General features: G+C 44.6%; 15 protein-coding genes and 1 riboswitch. Of the genes, 6 read left to right on the top strand and 9 right to left on the bottom strand.

The genetic code is table 11. From position 1 onward, the window contains the following. Positions 1 to 73: 73 nt before the first annotated feature. The 4 genes from mukB to cmoM are packed head-to-tail and all read right to left on the bottom strand — an operon-like array spanning position 74 to position 7,377. Positions 74 to 4,537 (bottom strand): chromosome partition protein MukB, encoded by a 4,464-nt coding sequence (gene mukB, locus R7F07_RS08870; protein WP_171342763.1) that lies wholly within the window; start codon positions 4,535 to 4,537, stop codon positions 74 to 76. Between the two features lie 2 nt (positions 4,538 to 4,539). After that, positions 4,540 to 5,265, bottom strand: coding sequence for a chromosome partition protein MukE (gene mukE, locus R7F07_RS08865; protein WP_005378379.1), 726 nt, complete (start codon positions 5,263 to 5,265; stop codon positions 4,540 to 4,542). Next, entirely contained in the window at positions 5,246 to 6,583 is a 1,338-nt protein-coding gene (gene mukF, locus R7F07_RS08860) for a chromosome partition protein MukF (RefSeq protein ID WP_005378378.1), read from the bottom strand. Before mukF ends, mukE begins: the two co-directional genes overlap by 20 nt. Before the next feature lie 2 nt (positions 6,584 to 6,585). Further along, a complete protein-coding gene (cmoM, locus tag R7F07_RS08855; RefSeq protein ID WP_031778994.1) occupies positions 6,586 to 7,377 on the bottom strand; it encodes a tRNA uridine 5-oxyacetic acid(34) methyltransferase CmoM in 792 nt (263 codons plus the stop codon). 114 nt (positions 7,378 to 7,491) lie between these two features. Between cmoM and elyC the strand changes: the two genes are divergently transcribed. Next, positions 7,492 to 8,277: an envelope biogenesis factor ElyC gene (gene elyC / locus R7F07_RS08850; RefSeq protein WP_005378371.1), complete on the top strand. Its 786-nt coding sequence runs from the start codon at positions 7,492 to 7,494 to the stop codon at positions 8,275 to 8,277. Between the two features lie 71 nt (positions 8,278 to 8,348). On the opposite strand, the gene torR is transcribed toward elyC, so the two are convergent. After that, a complete protein-coding gene (gene torR / locus R7F07_RS08845) occupies positions 8,349 to 9,059 on the bottom strand; it encodes a two-component system response regulator TorR (protein ID WP_005378370.1) in 711 nt (236 codons plus the stop codon). Between the two features lie 266 nt (positions 9,060 to 9,325). Here torR and torD point away from each other — a divergent pair, with 266 nt between their 5' ends. From torD to R7F07_RS08820, 5 genes are all read left to right on the top strand, one after another. Further along, the gene (torD, locus tag R7F07_RS08840; protein WP_005378369.1) at positions 9,326 to 9,973 is read left to right on the top strand and encodes a molecular chaperone TorD; all 648 of its coding nucleotides are present in this window, start codon (positions 9,326 to 9,328) and stop codon (positions 9,971 to 9,973) included. A gap of 468 nt (positions 9,974 to 10,441) precedes the next feature. Next, complete coding sequence (gene purR / locus R7F07_RS08835) at positions 10,442 to 11,446, top strand: HTH-type transcriptional repressor PurR (protein ID WP_005378368.1); 1,005 nt, start codon at positions 10,442 to 10,444, stop codon at positions 11,444 to 11,446. A gap of 287 nt (positions 11,447 to 11,733) precedes the next feature. Continuing rightward, positions 11,734 to 11,823, top strand: a riboswitch (cyclic di-GMP riboswitch). 116 nt (positions 11,824 to 11,939) lie between these two features. Beyond that, positions 11,940 to 12,530 (top strand): TfoX/Sxy family DNA transformation protein, encoded by a 591-nt coding sequence (locus R7F07_RS08830; protein WP_005378367.1) that lies wholly within the window; start codon positions 11,940 to 11,942, stop codon positions 12,528 to 12,530. A 114-nt stretch (positions 12,531 to 12,644) separates the two neighbouring features. Continuing rightward, positions 12,645 to 13,331, top strand: a complete 687-nt coding sequence (locus R7F07_RS08825) for a TVP38/TMEM64 family protein (RefSeq protein ID WP_005378366.1) — start codon at positions 12,645 to 12,647, stop codon at positions 13,329 to 13,331. Between the two features lie 20 nt (positions 13,332 to 13,351). After that, the gene (locus tag R7F07_RS08820; RefSeq protein WP_005378365.1) at positions 13,352 to 13,672 is read left to right on the top strand and encodes a DUF2007 domain-containing protein; all 321 of its coding nucleotides are present in this window, start codon (positions 13,352 to 13,354) and stop codon (positions 13,670 to 13,672) included. A 31-nt stretch (positions 13,673 to 13,703) separates the two neighbouring features. Here R7F07_RS08820 and R7F07_RS08815 read toward each other — a convergent pair whose 3' ends face one another. From R7F07_RS08815 to topA, 4 genes are all read right to left on the bottom strand, one after another. Next, complete coding sequence (locus tag R7F07_RS08815; protein WP_005378354.1) at positions 13,704 to 14,507, bottom strand: alpha/beta fold hydrolase; 804 nt, start codon at positions 14,505 to 14,507, stop codon at positions 13,704 to 13,706. A 109-nt stretch (positions 14,508 to 14,616) separates the two neighbouring features. After that, complete coding sequence (glgA, locus tag R7F07_RS08810) at positions 14,617 to 16,074, bottom strand: glycogen synthase GlgA (RefSeq protein WP_005378353.1); 1,458 nt, start codon at positions 16,072 to 16,074, stop codon at positions 14,617 to 14,619. Further along, a complete protein-coding gene (gene glgC, locus R7F07_RS08805; RefSeq protein ID WP_005378352.1) occupies positions 16,064 to 17,281 on the bottom strand; it encodes a glucose-1-phosphate adenylyltransferase in 1,218 nt (405 codons plus the stop codon). The genes glgA and glgC overlap by 11 nt, the downstream gene beginning before the upstream one ends. A gap of 595 nt (positions 17,282 to 17,876) precedes the next feature. Then, complete coding sequence (topA, locus tag R7F07_RS08800) at positions 17,877 to 20,507, bottom strand: type I DNA topoisomerase (RefSeq protein ID WP_005378351.1); 2,631 nt, start codon at positions 20,505 to 20,507, stop codon at positions 17,877 to 17,879. Between the last annotated feature and the right edge of the window lie 242 nt (positions 20,508 to 20,749).

The raw sequence follows: 20,749 nt of genomic DNA, 5'->3' as shown, positions 1-20,749 counted from the left end.
ATTTCGAAGCCTGCCTCGTAAACAGATACAAAAACGCCCGCGTTCATTGCGGGCGTTTTGTTAGATTCGAAGTTTACGATTCAAACTCTTCAATCATCTCTTGTGCTTCGGTCTTAGGCTTATCCGTTTGACCAAAACCGCGCAGACCCACTACGTGTACGTGTTCGTGGTCTTTAAACACCTTACGCACCAGTTTGTAGGTCGTACCTTTCTCTGGGCTGATGTTTTCTGGTGCCGCGATAAGAAGCTGCATATCCAGACGGTCACACAATTCGAACAATGTCGCGATCGATTTCGCATCCAGACGCGCTGCTTCATCTAAGAACAGCAGACGACAAGGCACAATGTCTTTACTGCGCAGGCGGCGTGATTCTTCTTCCCAGCTTTGAACAACCATCAGTAGGATTGACTGACCAGTACCGATCGCCTCACCTGTTGATAGCGCGCCAGACTCAGCCTGTAGCCAACCATCTGTACCACGGTTCACTTCTACACTTAGCTCTAGGTAGTTACGGTAATCCAGTAGCTCTTCACCCAGAACCTGAGGAGAACGTTGACCCATATCGATATGTGGGTTCACACGTTGGAACAGCTTCGCCATTGCTTCGGAGAAAGTAAAGCGAGTCGATTCAAACAGGTCTTTGTGCTGCTCTTGCTGTGTCGCTAGACCGTTCAGTAACACTTCGTGACTTTCGCGGATCTTCACGTTTAGACGTACGCCCTTCACCTGACCAAACGAAATGTTCGACAAGCCTTGATTCAGCATACGAATACGGTTTTGCTCACGCTGAATCGTCTTCTTGATGATGCTCGCTACCGACTCAGAGCTGATCGCTAGACGGTTTTCACGTTGCGTTAGCTCTTCCGTTAGACGCGCCAGCTCGACTTCCATCTCTTCGATTGCTTCAACTGGGTCATCAGTACGGATGATATCCTGACGAATACGCTCACGAAGGTGTTGGTATACAGCAATATAGAACAGAACTTTACGCTCTGGGCGAGCGTTGTCTTCTGATAGACGCAGCGCATCACGCAGGTCGTCATTGTTCGCAACCGCTAGACGCAGCGCACCCAGTGATTTATCCGACATCGAACGCAGTTCATCCGCTGACATGTAAGCCAGTTCACGCTTGTGTAGACGACGTTCAACATCGTTCTCGCGCGCCAGACGAAGTACAGAGCACCAGCCAGCTTTCGCTGCAACCACAAAGGTACGTAGCTCAACGTATTCTTTCTGAACTTTCTTCAGACGTTTCGCCAAGCCTTTCATCTCTAGTTCAGTAGAGGTGATTGTGCGCTCGTATTCGCTCTTACGGCTACGAGACGTGTGTAGACGCTCGTGCAGTTCGTCACGACGACGCATTGCGCGCTCTTCCGCACCTTCGTCAGCGTTCACGCCAAACTCTTGAAGTTCTTGTTTGAACTCTTGAACCGTTTCCAGTTTCGCTTGGTGTGAACTCTTCAATGATGCCAATACTTGGTTGTATTGGTTCATTTGACCTTGCGATTGCTTCAACTCTTCACGAGAGCGAGTACGCATTTGTTCAGCTTGAACCAGTTTAGCTTTTAGCTGCTCACTCAGTTCGCTACTCTTGTTCAGTAGGTCTACTGAATCAGAGTAAGCGAAGTAGTGACGACGTTCAACGAGATCCGAGAGTGCAAAGATTTGCTTCTTAAGATCTTGTAGCCGCTCGTCTGCCGCTTTGTATTCTGCTTCTAGTGCATCGAACTGCTCTGGGTCAGCATCAAGCGCAGACGCAATATTCTCTAATTGCGTGACGGCTTTTGCATGGTTGTTTAAGAAGTTTTTTGCCTCTGCAAGCTGAGCGATTTTCTCTTCTAGCTCATCAAAACGCGCTTGCAATGACTCATCTTCAACAAGCACCATGTGTGACGCTAGCTTGTCCAGAGAAGACAAGGCTTGCTTGCTGGTTTGAAGCTGAGAACGTTGTTGTTGCTCTTTCGCATCCAGATCCGCCAGCACACGAGCAATTTGGTTACGCTTATCACGAATAGTTGCCAGTGCTTGTTCTGGATCGGCGTCAAAAGCAACCTGAATGTGGTTAGACACAAATAAGTTAAACGCTTGGTACAAGCGCTGCATTTTCTGAGAATCAAACGCCGCTTTTGCGTGTTTCTCTACCACTTCTTCTCGTTCGTTACGCAGCAACTCTAGACGCTGCTCACGTGCCGCACGGCCAAACAATGGGATCTCAGGCAAGCGAGAGTAACGCATTTGGCGATCGTTCATACGAACGCAAACCGCGCCCTCTAACTCTTCTGCATCGAACGAGCTGTCATCAAAGGCATCGATGTCACCTTCAATGATGTACAAGTCTTCTGGACAGTCGTCTAGCTCTACCAGTTTCTCTTCGATGCCTGACAAGTCAGAAACAACGATAGCGTGACGAGCCGGACCGTACATCGCACTGAAGTAAGGCGCGTCATCAATCGTGATGTCATCGTAGATCTCAGACAGCAATACACCGCCCAGCGTATCTGCCAAACCTTTCAGGCGAGGGTCATTTGAACCACCAGGAGAAGCAAGACGCTCAATCTCAGAGTCTAGCTGGCTACGGCGCTCAGCAAGCTTATCTTTAGCTAAAGACAACTCCCTTTCTTGTTCAAGGACAACTTGCATGTGGTTCATTACCGCATGGCGATCCTCAAGCTCTTCACCGCTCTGCTCTCTCAGTTTCTCTAGCGCATCGTTCGCCGCAATCCAAGCTGGTGCTATTGCTTCAAGCTTACTGATTTCTGCCACCGCGTTTTGCTCTAGACGGCGCTGTTCACCACGCTGATCACGAACTTCTTCTTGAGCTATCTCTAGTGATTCGATTAGCGTCGCATGACGTTCACGTTCTTGTTCAAACGTAACCTCATCGGTTAGTTCAACGTGATATTGCTTTTTGTATTCAGCAACCAGTTCACGTGCTTGACGCTGCTGGTTAAGGCTGCGTTCGAGATCACGGTGTTGTGCTCGCCATTGCTGTTCGTTTTGCGCGATTTGTTGTGACTCACGCGCTTTCGCAATTGCGGTTTTCGCATGTTCAGACGCGTCTTTGCGCTCAACTTGACCAACGATGCTTTGTACTAGTTTAAGCGCGGTTTCAAACTGCTCTGCCGCTGCAGAAGACATGTCCAGTTTGTGCTTAACCGATAGCAACGCATTGGTGCTTTCTGACTCTTTGTTCTTAAGCTCAGAGACAAGCGCTTGAGCCGATTCCGCCGTTAGGCTGTCATCGCCAAGTAGTTGCTTCGCTTTCTCCAGCGCTTGAACTGCTTGTTGATATTGAAGGGCGCGAGTTTGCTGAACGTCAAGAGCTTGCTGGTAATCAGCAAGTTGCGTCTTAAGGCTATCCACCTCTTCTTCTGCAACGGTAGCTTGCTCTTCAGCCATCATCACGCGTTCTTGCGCTTCTTCGACTACCATCATTTGTTCTTCAAGACGCTCGCTCAGCTCTTCAAGATCTTCTTGGTAGCGTTCGATCTTCTCTTGCTGACGCAGCGCGTTTTGCACCAGTTGCAAGTGATCAGAAGCCGCTTGGTAGTCTTGCTCTAAAGAAGATTCTGATTCGATCAGCAGTTCCAGCTCTTCTTGAACGCGATTAAGCAGATTGTTTTGCTCAATCAAGGTCTCGCGAGAACCAAATAACTCTGAACGCAAAGACAATGTCTGTTCTAGTTTTTTACGACGCTCGTTAGCATGGCGCATATAGTCCGCTGCCACGTAGTTAGTCGACTCTGTGATCAAGTGTTTGAACAAGTCACGGTCTGCTTGCGTAGTTTTGATCGCTTCTAGCGTCATGCGGTTTTCACGCAGCGCCGATTCCATATCTTGGAACGCTTTCTTCACGCCGCCGTTTTGTGGCAGAAGGTAGTCACGTAGCGAACGGGTAATCGCACTTGAGATACCACCGTAAAGCGATGCTTCGATCAGGCGGTAGAATTTAGAACGGTCACCAGAGTTACGCAGTTTCTTCGGAATCACACCGAATTCAAACATTTGTGCGTGGTAATCCACGATAGAAGAGAAGGCTTTAAATTGAACGCCTTCAAATTCTGCGATTGATTCTTTTACTTCATTGATTTGACGTACACGAGCTTGAGTCGCAGATACGCTTTCAACCAAGATATCTGTTGGTTTCACATGGCTTGGAAGACCTTGGATAACAAACGGTTTGATGTCTACTTTCTTATCACGACCCGCAACTTGCTGCAGTTTTACTGCGAACAATAGGCGTTGGTTACGTGAGTTCACCACATCTAGCGCCGCATAACATGCGCCCGGCTGTAGCTTACCGTACAAACCTTTGTCGCGAGACGATTGGCTGCTGCCTGCTTCTGTGGTGTTACGGAAGTGCAGTAGCGTTTGGTCAGGAATCAATGCGGTGATGAACGCCGCCATTGTGGTTGATTTACCTGCACCGTTACCACCTGATAGCGTGGTGACCAGACCATCGATGTCAAACGTACGGGCAAAGAAGCCGTTCCAGTTGACCATGGTCAGCGATTGGTATTTACCGCGTTCAATCATGCTCATGCTTCACCCTCTTCTGTCGTTTCTTCTTGGGCTTGGTCGTCTTGATCTTCTTCAGACAATAGGCTGCCTTGGCTTGGCTCTTTGGTGTGCACTACTGCTTCACCATCACGGATCAGACGCAGTTGCGCTTCACGCATGTCATCGCCAATACGTACATCGGCACCAAAGCGGAATACCGCTTCACTGATGCTGAACTTACCGGTTTCACCGATGTTGATGATCATGCCTAGGCGACGCAGACGACGAAGTGACGTACGTACTTTTTCAAACAGCTTTTCTTTATCAAGGTCAGAACCGGTAGCACGGTTCGTCACTAGCTTCATCAGCTTATTTTCATCTGCTAGAGCAAGCAGTTCGTCGTACAGCTCTTGGTTAGTGAAGATGCCTTCGTGCGCAAGACGCTCTGGGCTTAGATAAAGGAAACACAGTACCTTACCCACCAGCATATCCAGTTCAGAAAGAACACTACGGCCAATCAGAGACGTTGAACGAGGACGAAGGTAGAAGAAACCTTCTGGCGCTTTCACCAATTCGGTGTTGTAGCGTTGGTAGAAAGAAGAAAGCTCAAGTTCGAAATCCGACAACAACGCGTGATTGTCTAGATCTTCACTTGAGATATGACGCCCTGCTCGAAGCATGCTGTCTAGCGCTGGGAACAGAGGGTTAGAAATTGCTTTTGCCAGATTCTCTGACATGTATTCATTAGTATCGGTCGATGACATTCGCTTGTACCTTTGCCCCAAATTCGTTGATTGCTTTCCAGTCTGGTTGAATCGCTTGGTAATCCGATTCTGAATACCCTAGACGTACAGCTTGATCGACGATAATGCGAGCTAAATCAAAATGATGAGTGTAAGGGTGCTGTGCAAGGTAATCTCGCAGTACCACACTCAAATCGATTGGTGTGCCTTGATCTTTATGCGCTTTCAGCATGTCACCAATTCGCTCTGCCAACTCATCATTGACTTGTTGAAACTCTTCGTATTCTACTTCCATCGGAACTTGACCCGTGACCTCGTCATCACGCAGTACTAGGGCCTCATCACGAAGGTCGGAAAGCCTCTCCGCATCTGCATAAGTCAGATACCAAGGCGCATCGAAGTAATCTTTGACAGATTGACGCAGACGCGAGCTAAACGCACGATTCTTATCCATATCGATTGCAGTACGGATAAACTTGTGCACGTGTCGGTCGTAACCAATCCAAAGGTCGATAGCTTGCTGGCCCCAGCTTGTGATTCGGTCCAGCTTCATTTGCAGACCAAACAAGGCTTCTTCGATAAACTCCAGCTCAGGGTCACCGTAAACAATTTCTTGAATATCGAGGATCTGAGTTTGCAGTTCATCACTGGCGGCTTGCAGCGTATCTTGAAGTTCACGCAACGTGCTTGATGTTTCTGACAGTAGCGCTTCACAGTTGTTGATCGCTTCACGCCAGTCTTTGTTAAGCAGATCAGCAATCTGTTGTTTAACAGACTGTTGCTGCTCATCCATCACACGTTGGTTAAGGTCGATTTGATCGAAGATCTCGCCTACAGAATATTTCAAAATTCCGTAAACGTTTTTCTTCCAGTGGCCCGGAGTGCCACCCTTTTGTGCAGCTTCAATCGCTTTTGCCATTTCATCCGCTACCATCGATAGCTGGATAGAAAGACGCAGTTTCGAGAACTCGCGATGACGCACGTAGTAGTCGGTAATTCCTATCGCTAATGGCGACAAGCGGTAAATGCTCGCTCCGTCAGTAATCTCACTGACAAAACGGCTCATAAGACGCTGCTTAACCATCTCGTTGATGGCATTGTTCGCACGGAAAGCCGAAGCTTCGCCGGTCTCATCAAAAAGTCGAGTGACGATGGCAAATGCGTCGTGCAATTCACCTTCACCCAATTCTTCATCGAACCTTTCATTACTTAGTACAGCGATAGCAATCAAAAATGCCAATCGCTCAGTGGTCAGGTTCAACGAGAAATCGTGCTGCTTAACCCAGCCAACCAACTCATCGATTGGTTGCTCTGCAGCATTGAGAGTCATCTCACTCATCGTTATTCCTGTTTATCGTTCTTCTTAGCCCACACGTGTATGTAGCGGCCTAATGAGAGGTATGGCTCTTGTCGACAAAGTTGTTTTTCTAGCGCCAACACATCTTCAAACTCGTAATCGCCCATGTATTGCATATTGCCTATGTAATCACTGAAGGAACGAATACCAGATTTGCCACAAATACTAAAACCAGAATCTTCTATCCATTGATAGACCTCTTCGGGTTTTAGGCCTTTCTGTGGCTGTAGTTTAAATCTTTTCCGGTGAGGCATGCCGTCTAAAATATGAGGAATGTTGCCACAAACCACATTTTTATAGACTAAACCGTGGTGGTTGTAGAACATGACTGATGCGATGCCTCCCGGTTTTACTTGCTCTAGAACTGTTTCAAGTGCGGCCTTAGGATCAACCAGCCACTCCATCACAGCGTGGAACATAACCAGATCGACCTGTACATCCATATGTTCACCGATGGATTGGACAGGCGAATGAATCAGGCGATACTGCTCAAGCAAACCGTTTTTTTCAATATCCTGCTTAGCCAACTGCAGCATTTCCGAAGATAGATCACATAAAGCGATTCGATGTCCGAGCTTAGCAAGCTTTTGCGACATTTGTGCCAAACCACCACCAGCGTCTAACACTTCTAGGGGTTGCTGGTCAGCATCTAATTCACTTAGAATCTTTAGAAAATCTTCCCACACAATGATTTGGCGGATCTCCCCTTTATCGGAGCCGTAAATATTTTTTGCAAATTTGTGGGCGATATCGTCGAAATTGCGGTCTTCTGTCACTTCTGCTGAGTTATCATAACGGATTGTGCCGCTATTCTGGCACAAGGAAAGCAGGAATAAAGAGGGATACCCTCATTTTTATTATCAATTGATGTTTTTTCGGACTATTTATGTATGTTTGAGCTGAAAAAAGTAGTGTCAGCCATGCTTATGCCCCTTCCGGCATTGCTGCTGATAGGCTTGTTGGGTCTTGCTCTCATTAGTTTTACTACAAAACGTAAAACTGGCTGCTTCGTTGTTCTATTCTCTTTTGTTGGCATTTTTCTTGTTGCCTTCCAACCTGTTTCAACCAAGCTTCTTATGCCGTTAGAGCGAGAGCATAAAGCCTTTTTGCCAGTTTCTGGCACCATCGACTACGTGATGGTTTTAGGGAATGGTCATGTTATCGATGACGAAATTCCACCCACCTCGCAGTTAAGCCGTGCAGCATTAATGCGCTTAACTGAGGGCATTCGTATTTTAAGAATGTATCCAGGCGCGAAATTAATCTTATCCGGCTATGCTGGCGGATCTGAAATTAGCCACGCGAGAATGATGGCGAACGTTGCCCTTGCGTTGGGAGTCGCGAAGTCCGATATCATTTTATTAGAAGATGCGAAAGATACGTGGGAAGAGGCGCGTCAAGCGGCTGCATTCGTTCAACAAAAGGAGATTGTGTTAGTCACTTCTGCGAGCCACATGAGCCGTGCATTGTATGAGTTCAACGCAGCAGGCATTAAACCAATCCCAGCCCCGACCAACTTCTTAGCTATTAGAGAGATAAGTCAACCTTGGGATAAATACTCACCTAAAGCGCGTTACTTAGAACAAACAGAGCTTTATTGGCATGAGTACTTGGGCAGTATTTGGCAAAGGTTGCGTGATACTGTCGGCCAAACACCAATGGTTGAAGCAAACTAGTATTATCTTGAAGCCACAAAAAAGGAGAGCCGAAGCTCTCCTTTTCTTTTTACTACTGAGTTATGTTCAAACTAGTCACCAGCAAACATATAGCCTTCGCCGTGCACCGTTACAAAAATCTGTGGGTTCTTAGGATCGAACTCCATTTTTGCGCGCATACGTCGAATAAGAACATCAATGGTGCGGTCATTCGGCGCATCCACTCGATGGCTAATCATGTTCAAAATACGCTCACGACTTAACACCTGGTTAGGGTAAGACGATAATGCCACCAAAAGTTCATACTCTGCTTTAGTTAGTTTTACTGGCTCACCGTTGCGGCTAAGTGCGCGACGTTGAATGTCGAATGTCCACTCCCCAAAGCGCACAATGTGCTCTTCACTGGTTTCATTCGCTTTCGAGCTGCCACTACGCGCTGCTGAAATACGCCACAGCAAGTTTTTAACGCGAACTAACAGCTCTCTCAGTTCAAAAGGTTTTGTCACATAATCGTCAGCACCCATTTCTAGGCCTACGATTTTATCAATGCTATCCGTGCGTCCTGTTACTAATATGATACCAATATCCGATTGGCTACGTAACTCACGAGTAAGCATCAGGCCGTCTTCACCAGGCAGGTTAATATCCAGCATGATCAGGTCTACATCGCCCGCTTGCAAAACTTCACGCATTTCTGCGCCACTCTCTGCTTCGCTGACTTGGTAGCCCTCATTTTGGAAATATCCCGCAAGCTTACTACGAGTTACAACATCATCTTCTACGACTAATACGTGATAGCTCATTTACACCACTTTTCTGTCTTCTTATTATCCAAGACGTATTCTATTCATAACTAGTAACATTTCTAGTCATAGATACATTAAAACGCAAGATTTAGCGTTTTTATTGATTCAAAACAAGCTTGCCCATTGCTATTAATAAACGGTCATTTTTGACCATAAAACATAACAATTATAGTTACTGCTATTCATTTTAATTGATTACACTTAGGGGATATCCCTAATTGACTTTGTGATGCATGACTTGAAGCATCATTCAGGAGCCCAAAATGCAAGAAGTGAAAGCTTTTAATGAAAAACGCGCTGAAATTTACTGGTGGTTTTCGAGCTTGTTCGCAAAAGAACTAACAGAGAAAGAATTGGAAGCCTATCACAGTGTTGAAATTCGCAGTTTTCTCGCAGGTTTAGGTGAAAATGAGTCGCTAAAACCAGCCGTTGATAGCCTAGTTGATGCATTGAATCGGTTACAAGATCGTGAAGATGCACAACTAGAGCTTGCAGCTGACTTTTGTGAACTGTTTTTGAAGACAGAAAAATACGGCGCTCTTCCTTACGCATCCATGTACATTGGTGAATCAGGTTTACTGAATGACAAGCCAGCTGAGGAAATGGAAAAGTTGATGGCTGAATTTGGCGTTCAAGTAGACGAAAACCTAAAGGAACCTGCGGATCACTTAGCCGTTGAGCTCGACTTTCTCGGGAACATGATTATCCGCTCAAACGAGCTTGAACAAGAAAAACACATGGAAGAAGCCTTCGTTAAACAAAACGACTTTATCCAGCAACAATTGATGTCTTGGTTACCTCAGTTTTCAGACAAATGTAAAAAATTCGACGAATTTGGATTTTACTCGAGTGTCGCGAAACTATTAGTTGCATTTTGTAAACTAGACAGCGCCTACCTTCTTGGTGAATAATTGCCGCCTATTTTTAGGGAGCCTGCCTATCGGGCTTCCTGTATGCCTGAAAGTGACCAATTGTAAGTAACTTGGGTATAATATTCGTTTGCCTTAACTTAGCGCAAAGACGCTTGGTTATTTAGCAGTCAAAATGTGACTTCAAATACACAAATCTCTTGCTGAAAACATTGCTAGTCAGTCCACATAGGGCTAAAATGTGAGCGCAAACGATTAAATATGATTTATATGTAAACCGCTGAAATATAGCGGTTTTTGTGTTTTCTTAACAGGTTGATGGCAATTTCTCATCAGATAGAAAAAAGATAAAATTCATCGACCGATGCTGCTACGTACCCTTTTGTCGCACTTGGATCAACCGCTGCCGAGACACTTAGCGCCAATTTTATATTGCTAGGTGTGAAACCATTAGAGCATCAGGTACATCCAATACGACATATTTCAGTAGCTCGATACAGGACACCATTTATGGCCACGATAAAAGACGTTGCTCGCTTAGCCGGCGTTTCCACTACGACAGTTTCGCACGTTATCAATAAAACGCGTTTCGTTGCAGAAGCAACGCAAGAAAAAGTAATGAAAGCCGTTGACGAGCTGAATTACGCGCCAAGTGCCGTTGCACGCAGCCTAAAATGCAACTCAACTCGTACGATTGGCATGTTAGTAACTCAATCAACTAACCTATTTTTCTCAGAAGTGATTGATGGCGTTGAGAGCTACTGTTACCGCCAAGGCTATACTCTGATTTTATGTAACACAGGCGGGATTTACGAAAAACAACGCGATTACATTCGTATGCTGGCTGAAAAGCGCGTTGATGGCATCCTAGTGATGTGTTCTGACTTAACCGAAGAACTAAAAGAGATGCTTGACCGTCATGCGGACATTCCTAAAGTGGTCATGGATTGGGGCCCAGAGAGCTCACAAGCAGACAAGATCATGGATAACTCAGAAGAAGGTGGCTACATTGCAACCAAACATCTGATTGACAATGGTCATACGGATATCGCTTGTCTAAGCGGTCATTTTGAAAAGCTTGCTTGCCAAGAGCGCATTGCAGGTTTCCGTCGCGCAATGAGCGAAGCGAACCTAGCTGTAAATGAAGACTGGATCCTTGAAGGTAACTTTGAATGTGATACGGCCGTATTAGTTGCAGATAAAATTACCGCAATGGACAAGCGCCCGACGGCGGTATTCTGTTTTAACGACACAATGGCTCTAGGCCTAATGAGCCGCTTGCAACAAAACGGGATCAAAATTCCTGAAGATATTTCAGTGATCGGCTACGACAACATCGAGCTTGCGGAATACTTCTCTCCACCGCTAACGACTATCCACCAACCTAAACGTCGTGTTGGTAAAAATGCATTCGAAATTCTACTTGAGCGTATCAAAGATAAAGAACACGAAAAACGAATTTTCGAAATGCAACCTGAGCTTGTAATTCGAAATACTGTGAAAAAAATGAACTAAATTTCACTGTATTTAACACGGTTAAATAAGCGCTCTACAGGGGCGCTTATTTTTTTGGAAAAATTAAGCATTCTCTAATACTTCACACCACTCTAATAACAATTGACTAACGTTAACTCCCTGTTTTATATAAATGTAATATATATTAAGAACTCCTTTTCAAAGGCCAATTTGCACCTTTCCATATGCAAAATAGAGCATTCAATCTATCATTTTTATTGAACCGAAATCACACTTTTAACGCTAAACCGTGATGTTAATTCAATATAAGAAGTATGCTCATTGTGTCACGCACAGGGCAAACCATTCGAAAGAGTGGGACGCAAAGCCTCCGGCCTGAACCATATTACGATATGGAAGGTAGCGGGGTTACCGATGGCAAGTGTGTAAGCAATGACTTTACTCTGTAATGACATTGTTTTTACGCATGTTTGCTACTCTCTCGGACCTGACTTTTGGTGGCGTAATATTAATTACACCGAGATAACAAAACATGGATAAACCGATACTCAAAGACTCTATGAAGCTATTTGAGGCACTTGGTAATATCAAGTCGCGCTCAATGTTTGGTGGCTTCGGACTATTCGCTGATGAAACAATGTTTGCACTAGTGGTAAACAATCAGCTTCATATCAGAGCAGACCAAAAAACTTCATCTGACTTCGAGAAACAAGGGCTAAAGCCTTACGTTTATAAAAAACGTGGCTTTCCAGTCGTTACAAAGTACTACGCTATTTCCAGCGATTTATGGGAATCAAGCGAACGCTTAATCGAAGTAGCGAATCAATCATTGAAAAAGGCAAAGCTTGAGAAAGAACAGCAAGCAAGTACAAAGCCTAACCGTTTGAAAGATTTGCCTAACTTACGACTGGCTACCGAGCGCATGCTAAAAAAAGCCGGCATCGAATCCGTAGAGAAGCTTGAAGAGGAAGGTGCGCTTAACGCCTATAAAGCGATAAGAGATACGCACTCTGCAACCGTCAACATTGAGTTGCTATGGGCACTAGAAGGTGCTATCAACGGCACTCATTGGAGTGTGGTACCTCAAGCTCGCCGAGATGAGTTGATGAACGGCCTCCAATAAAAGTCGGCCTAAAAACTATCTTGTAAAACCGCAGTCTAATCTGCGGTTTTTTTGTGAAATTTTTTCGGTTTTCCTACTGTCTTATTACATATATCCCAAATTGGAATCAAAATTATGAATAAGAAACTGATATTAGGTCTCATCCTACTAGCGGCTATCGTCTTTTTAGGTATTAACTTTGGCCAGTATTTAACCTTAGAGAATGCAAAAGCCCAACAAGAAGCACTAACTACATACATCGATCAGAATTTTGTATTCTCGGCTGCGATTTACTTTTTTACCTACATTGCAATTACCGCTTTTTCTATCCCAGGAGCGGCAGTAGTCACCTTACTTGGTGCAGCCTTATTTGGTTTTTGGACAAGCTTGCTACTGGTTTCTTTCGCTAGCACTATGGGGGCAACACTGGCCTTCTTGAGCAGCCGATACTTATTGCGTGACTGGGTACAAAACAAATTCGGAAATAAACTCAACGCAATTAATCAAGGTGTCGAAAAAGACGGAGCTTTTTATCTATTTTCCTTGCGTCTAATCCCTGTATTCCCTTTCTTTCTAATCAACTTACTGATGGGCTTAACGCCGATGTCTGTAGGTAGATTTTATCTCACTAGCCAAATAGGTATGCTGCCAGGCACAGCCGTATATCTGAATGCAGGTACTCAATTAGCAACAATTGAAAGCCTATCGGGCATTGTTTCACCCGCAGTATTAGCGTCTTTTGCGCTATTGGGACTATTTCCAATCATCACTAAATGGGTTATGAATAAAGTAAGGCCGACACCAAGTCAGCAAAACTCGTAATTGGTGAAGTGGGTATTTTGATGAAAATATTTATCGCTAAAAACCCAGCAGAAGCACACATTGTATGTGAGCTGCTTAAAGTGGAACAAATTTACTGTGAAGTTCGTGGAGAAGGTATTTTCGGCTTAAAAGGAGAACTGCCGTTTGGTGATGATACCGATCCTTATGTGTGGCTTTTTGAAACTGCACAAAAGATGAAAGCTGAAGAAATAGTAAAAGCATATCGAAAACAATCCGATAGGCATGAGTATCAAGATTGGCAATGCCCAAAATGTCATGAAATAAACGAAGGGCAATTTGGTGCATGTTGGCAATGTGGATATCAATTAGGAGAGCTATAGCGGCTCTCCTATTCAGTGGATGCACTCAGTTTTAAGCACATGCTGCTTGCTGTTTAATAAACTCGATGGAATGTTGATTGAAGTCTTCTGGACGCTCTACATTGCATACATGACCACAATTCGGGATTTCTCGTAGAATGCTGAGCTTATGTGCTGCAACCATTTCTTTGACAGGTTTAATAAACATGTAATCCCTGTCGCCCATTAAGTAGAGAGTCGGAATGGGTAACTCTCGATCTTTAAAATATTTCATTAACGGATTTACATCAGCAGCAAGAATAAACCAACGTTTAAATTCTTTTTGGCAAAGCTTCTTGGCTTCGCGAATAAAAAGGTGGCGAGATTCTCGTTGGCTTCTTTGAGGCATAACAATATAAGCGAACAGTTTGTAGAGCCACATGTACGGTAGGATATGCTTACAAAAATTACCTAATTTCACCAATATCTGAGAACGAGTGTTAAGCCTTGTGACAGCACCGCCGAGCACCATCGAACGTACGCGCTCTGATGACAATTCAGCAAGGTTTCGAACAATAATAGTACCAAGCGACATACCGACAAAATGAGCGGATTGGATCTTTAAATGGTCCAATACTTTCAAAATATCTTGGGTAACTTCCGTAAAGGTATAACGGTTAGCAATGAGCTCTTTAAGTAACTGATTTGACTTTCCATGACCTCTTAAATCGATCAGCAATAAGTTAAAGTGTTGCTTGTAAGCTTTAATTTGCTTGAACCAGATAGAAGAGCTACCACCAGCACCGTGCACAAATACAACCCACTCATTACTAGTAGGGTGCAAATAGGTTTTATGAAAAAGTAGCGGCTGGGTCATATTGAGTATCAAAAAGATCGTGCTATTGAGTAAAAAGCCATCCTACCACACTCCCCTTACTCAAGATAATAAAGGCACCTCATTCGGTGCCTTTCGTTACAATTTTAAGTCAAACTAACGCTGAGTGGTAAAGCTGCAAATAAGATTCTGCGGCCTTTTGCCAACAAAAGTCTTGTTGCATCGCGTGCAACTGTACTTTATTCACTTCAGGCTCGTTTTGAGCGTAGAGCAACAGTGCCCTTAGCATCGTTAACAACAATGCCTGCGGTGTCGGTTCGAAAAAAACAAACCCCGTTGCTTCAGATGGGTTTACATCATAATCGCTAACGCTGTCCTTTAAGCCACCAACACCGCGTACTATCGGTAATGTCCCATAAGCCATACTATAGATTTGGTTTAAGCCACATGGTTCAAACTCAGAAGGCATCAAGAAGAAATCAGAACCAGCTTCAACGATATGCGCAAGTTCATTGTCATACGCTTCTACAAAGGCAAATTTGCTAGAAAACTGCGCGGCAACCTCTCGTAACTGAGCGGCAAGAACAGGGTCTCCGGTCCCAACGACAACTAGCTGAACATCGTGCTTCAAAAAGTCGGCCAAAGCAGGCAACAAGTAATGAACGCCTTTCTGCTGGGTCAACCGACAAACCATACCGAACATAGCTACATTTTTTTCGGGCAAATTTAGTCGTTGTTGTAATGCTTTTTTACAAGCTTTCTTCCCTTGCGACATACTTTGCTGGTCGGCGCAGTAATTAACCGGCAAGTAGGTATCAGTTTCCGGATTCCAAGCGCTGTAATCACAACCATTCAAGATGCCGACTAAGTCCTGCGCACGTTGCTGAAACTCCCAAGCCATGCCGTGACTGCCAAGCTCTGTTTTTAGTTCCTCTGCGTACGTAGGGCTAACCGCGTTTATCTTATCTGCATTCATTACACCAGCTTTAAGCATCGTAATATGCGTTGCACTCACCGCAGCATCGGGAACGTTTCTACAATGAAACTCTGGCAAACACTGCACATCTTCATAACTAAATACGCCTTTAAAGACCGCATTGTGAATTGAAATGACGCTTTTAGTATGAGCAAAAAACGGATCATTGCCATACCTGTGCTTGAGCAAAAATGGAACAAGACCTGTGTGCCAATCGTTCGCGTGTATGATATTAGGTTGAAAGGCGAGCTTGGGTAACATATCGAGACATGCTGCACTAAAAAACGCAAAGCGCTCGCCGTTATCAGTATACGCTTGGTTGTTCTCCGCATACATTGATGGTCGATTGAAATACGGCGGACAATCAATCAGGTAAATAGGATTTTGACCTAACATGAGCCGCAAAACTCGATACTCCGTATGCGGCCATGATGTTAATTCTGTTTCTAATACAACTTCTGCGTCTGCGAGTTTATCAATACTGCTGTACGCAGGGATGGTAATTCTTACGTCTTGCTGTAGGTTTTGAAGGGCTTCCGGTAGTGCCTTGGCAACATCTGCCAAGCCACCACTTTTAATGAGGCCTTCAACCTCAGAAGCTACAAACAGAATAGATAAGTTGTTAGTAGCCAACTCGAGCTCCTTTCGGAATAACAACAATGCCCTCCTCAGACACGTGGAAGTGTTTTTTATCTTCTTGAAGATTCACACCAATCTGAGTACCAGGAGCAATATCGGCATCCTTGTCGACAATCACACGACGTAAAACACATCCTTCGCCAATTTTTACGTCACCAAGAAGTATACATTCGCTGATATCGCAAGCAGAAGCAATATTACTGCGAAAACCAAGCACCGACTTTTCGATTCTTGAGCCTCTAACATAGCTGCCATTACACACTAAACTATCGATTATCTGCACACGACCATTATCAGAGTCGGTAAATGTCGCAGGTGGTAATGGTGGGTAGTAGGTGTGCAATGGCCATTTACGGTTGTACAGCGAAAATGGAGCATCTTTTTCTAGCAGATCCATATGCGCTTGCCAGTACGCATCAATAGTTCCGACATCACGCCAGTACACCTCTTCTTTTTCGCCACTGATTTTGTTGGTACTGAAGTCATACACGAACACATCACCTCTAGGGAACATCTTTGGAATGATGTCCTTTCCAAAATCATGTGATGAAGCTTCATTATCCGCATCTTCGACCAACTCTGAGAACAGTACCTGAGCTTCAAAAACATAGTTACCCATTGAAACTAAAGCGTAATCAGGATCACCAGGAATCGACTTCGGATTTGCTGGTTTTTCTTCAAAGCCAATCATACGACCTTCACTATCGACTTCGATAACCCCGAATTGCGACGCCTCTTTTAGTGGCATGCGCAATGCAGATACCGTCAGAGAAGCCTTCTTTTCTGAGTGGAAGTTCAGCATTTGTTTGATATCCATCTTATAGATATGGTCAGAGCCAAAAATACAAACTTGCTCTGGTTCCTCTAATTCCATAAAACGCAGGTTTTGATAGATCGCGTCCGCCGTCCCTTCGTACCAACGTTTACCAGTACGCATTTGAGCGGGAATAGGATCGATAAAGCGGTCTGTAATGCCGTTGATGTTCCACCCCTTTTTTAAGTGATGGAATAAAGATTGAGATTTAAATTGGGTTAGGACGTAAATGCGCATCAGATCCGCATTAACAAAATTGTTTAGAGCAAAATCGATCAATCGATAACTACCACCAAACGGTACCGAAGGTTTACTGCGAGATTCCGTTAAAGGTCTCAAACGAGAGCCTTCACCGCCAGCAAGAATCATTCCCAAAACACCAGCCATTTGTTGTTCTCCATATCGTTATAGCTTGGATTTGGTACTCGCTTGAATGAGTCATACTCGGGGAGTCAAGCGAATACATTTAGCAACCGTCTCTGAGTTTCTGTGAACTCTTACAACACGGATAAAAAAGCTACGGCACTTCCAGTATGCAACGTCCACTCTTTCCTTATTTTTTGACGCAAACAATGCACACAGTTGCACTAATTTTTGTAATAAATTATCTAAGCGGGTTCTAAATTACAATTTTTAATACGCCATTCTGTGTACCATACAGCTCTTGCGTACTCAAGACGATATCTAGATCACACATGGAAAAGCAAACGATTACATTATGAAAACAATTTACGAACGGATTCACTACACCGCCGATTTTTTAGCCCAATGTATAACAAATATGTGAATGCAAAATGAAAGTTACAACGAATATTTTTTACATAAAAAATACGTCAGCGACCAAGAAATATTGATGCTAGGATCTTCTCGCGTCAGCAAAACTCAGTCAAAGCAGCAAAGATCTATACGAACAAAACAGTGGCCTTTACGCAAAAAAGGCAGCGATATCGCTGCCTTTTTACATTACTTAGTTCGTACGTTTTTATGCTTTCGCTTTTTTACGCTTATCAGTGACTTCCCACTTGCCGTCAACAAAGAGCGCTGTCCAACCAGATGGTTTGCCGTTCTCTTCCGAACGAACGTAGTTCTCTTTTGTTTTACGGCTAAAGCGTACAACAGCAGGACGACCATCAGGATCTTCTTGCGGCGCAGTTGCTAGGTATTTGAACTTCTCAGGTAAACGCTCTTCAAAACGCGCCAGTTCAGCAACCAAAGGAGCACGTGTCTCGCGCGATTTAGGGAAGTTGCTTGCCGCCATAAATAGCCCCGAAGCACCATCACGAAGCACAAAATACGCATCTGAGTTTTCACAAGGTAACTCAGGAAAATGAACAGGATCTTCTTTCGGTGGCGCGACTTCGCCATTCTTAAGAATCTTACGAGTGTTCTTACACGTTTCGCTCGTACAATCCATGTATTTACCAAAGCGACCGTTCTTAAGCACCATATCAGAGCCACATTTGTCACACTCAACAACTGGACCATCGTAGCCTTTTACTTTGAACTCGCCGTATTCAACAAGGTAGCCTTCACAGTTCGGGTTATTGCCACAAACATGCATCTTACGCTTGTCATCAATCAGGTATGCGTCCATCGCTGTTTCACAGATCGGACAACGCTTTTTAGCACGAAGAGCTGCGGTTTCAACGTCTTCTTCTAGAACGTTAATAATACCTTCTTCGTCGCCCAAGTTGATGGTTGTCTTACACCGCTCTTTTGGTGGTAACGCGTAACCTGAACAGCCTAAGAACACACCTGTCGAAGCAGTACGGATGCCCATTGGACGGCTACACGTCGGACACTCGATATCCGTCATGACGATGTGATTTAACTTCATACCGCCTTCTGACTCATCTAGCTCCGCTTTTTCAAGATCGCCAGTAAAATCAGCAAAGAAGTTGTCTAACACAGCTTTCCAGTTCACTTCACCTTCAGCGATTTGGTCCAATTTCTGTTCCATACGCGCAGTAAAGTCGTAGTTCATCAAATCGTTAAAGCTGTCATCAAGGCGGTCAGTAACAATTTCACCCATTTTTTCAGCGTAGAAACGGCGCTGATCAACTTTCACGTAGCCACGATCTTGAATCGTAGAAATGATCGATGCGTAAGTCGACGGACGACCAATGCCTCGTTTCTCAAGCTCTTTAACCAGTGCTGCTTCAGTGTAGCGCGCAGGTGGCTTTGTAAAGTGCTGTTTAGGGTCAAGTGACTCTAAGCTTAGCTTATCGCCAAGTTGTACCGCTGGAAGGATTGTATCCTCGTTTTTGCCCATTGGACGCTGTACACGAGTCCAGCCGTCAAATTTAAGGATACGGCCTTTCGCTTTAAGCGTGTATTCTGCCGCTTTTACGCTGATGGTTGTTGAATCGTATTCTGCTGGCGTCATTTGACACGCTACAAACTGATTCCAAATCAAAGCGTAAAGTTTGTGCGCATCAGCATCGACACCTTGCAGGTCTTCCGCCTTAACACCCACATTTGAAGGACGGATCGCTTCGTGCGCTTCCTGTGCCCCTTCTTTGCTACCGTACGTCAATGGTTTCGCTGGCAGGTACTTATCACCAAACTCAGAACCAATAAAGTCACGTACAGCGTCCACAGCCTCGGCACTTAGGTTAGTCGAGTCAGTACGCATATAAGTGATGTAACCGGCCTCATAGAGGCGCTGAGCTAGCATCATGGTCTTTTTCACGCCGTAGCCCAGACGTGTACTCGCTGCCTGTTGAAGCGTAGAGGTGATGTAAGGTGCTGAAGGCTTGCTCTTTGTAGGGCGGTCTTCACGCTTACATACTTCGTAACTTGCATTCTCAAGTACAGACATCGCTGCTTTGGTTTCTGCCTCATTAACTGGCTTAAACGCAGAACCGTCTTTCTGAGCAACAAGCAGTTTAAAGTCCGCTTTGTCTTTCGTTTTCGTATTCGCATGAATGTCCCAGAATTCTTCTGGTACAAACGCGTTAATCTCACGCTCACGCTCAACTAACAATTTCACCGCAACAGACTGCACTCGACCAGCAGATAAGCCACGAGCCACTTTTTTCCAAAGTAGAGGTGAAACCATAAAACCAACGACACGGTCCATGAAGCGACGTGCTTGTTGGGCATTTACACCATCCATGTTCAGCTCGCCAGGTGTCTGGAAAGCTTGTTGGATCGCGTTTTTCGTAATTTCGTTAAAAACTACACGTTTGTATCGCTCTTCATCGCCACCGATGATCTCACGAAGGTGCCATGCGATTGCTTCCCCTTCGCGGTCCAAATCGGTTGCGAGATAAACGCAATCTGCGTCTTTGGCGAGTTTTTGTAGTTCGTTGACAACTTTTTCTTTGCCTGGAAGGATTTGGTAATTCGCTTCCCAGTCATGATATGGGTTAATCCCCATTTTTTTGATCAACGCTTTGCGGTCTTTCTCTTTTTTAACGCGCGCTTTCTCTTCCGGACTCATCCCTTTAGTTGAGATGGCGGCGGCTTTTTTCTCACCAGTGCTTTGACCGGCCGTAGGCAGATCACGCACATGACCAACACTAGACTTAACAATAAAGTCTTTACCAAGGTACTTATTTATCGTCTTTGCCTTGGCTGGTGACTCCACTATAACGAGTGATTTACCCATAACTGACTCTAACGTCCTTCATAATAATGCGGGTAGAAACCTTGTTTAAAGGCCACCCGCATAATGTTCTATTTCATTGCTTCTTTTTTTACTATTGTGCGAGATGAAAAGAAGATCAACTGCTTTTTTGAAATTCAGATCCGATTGGTTGACAATTCATCGTCTTTATACTTCAAAGAGACAGGGTTCTGAAAGGTATTGAGCGGCATATCTAAACAGGCAAACTTAGCATCCGCTAATCC

This window comes from Vibrio sp. YT-16 (assembly GCF_033337405.1).
GTDB classification, from domain to species: domain Bacteria; phylum Pseudomonadota; class Gammaproteobacteria; order Enterobacterales; family Vibrionaceae; genus Vibrio; species Vibrio alginolyticus.
This window is presented reverse-complemented; position numbering and strand designations above follow the sequence as displayed.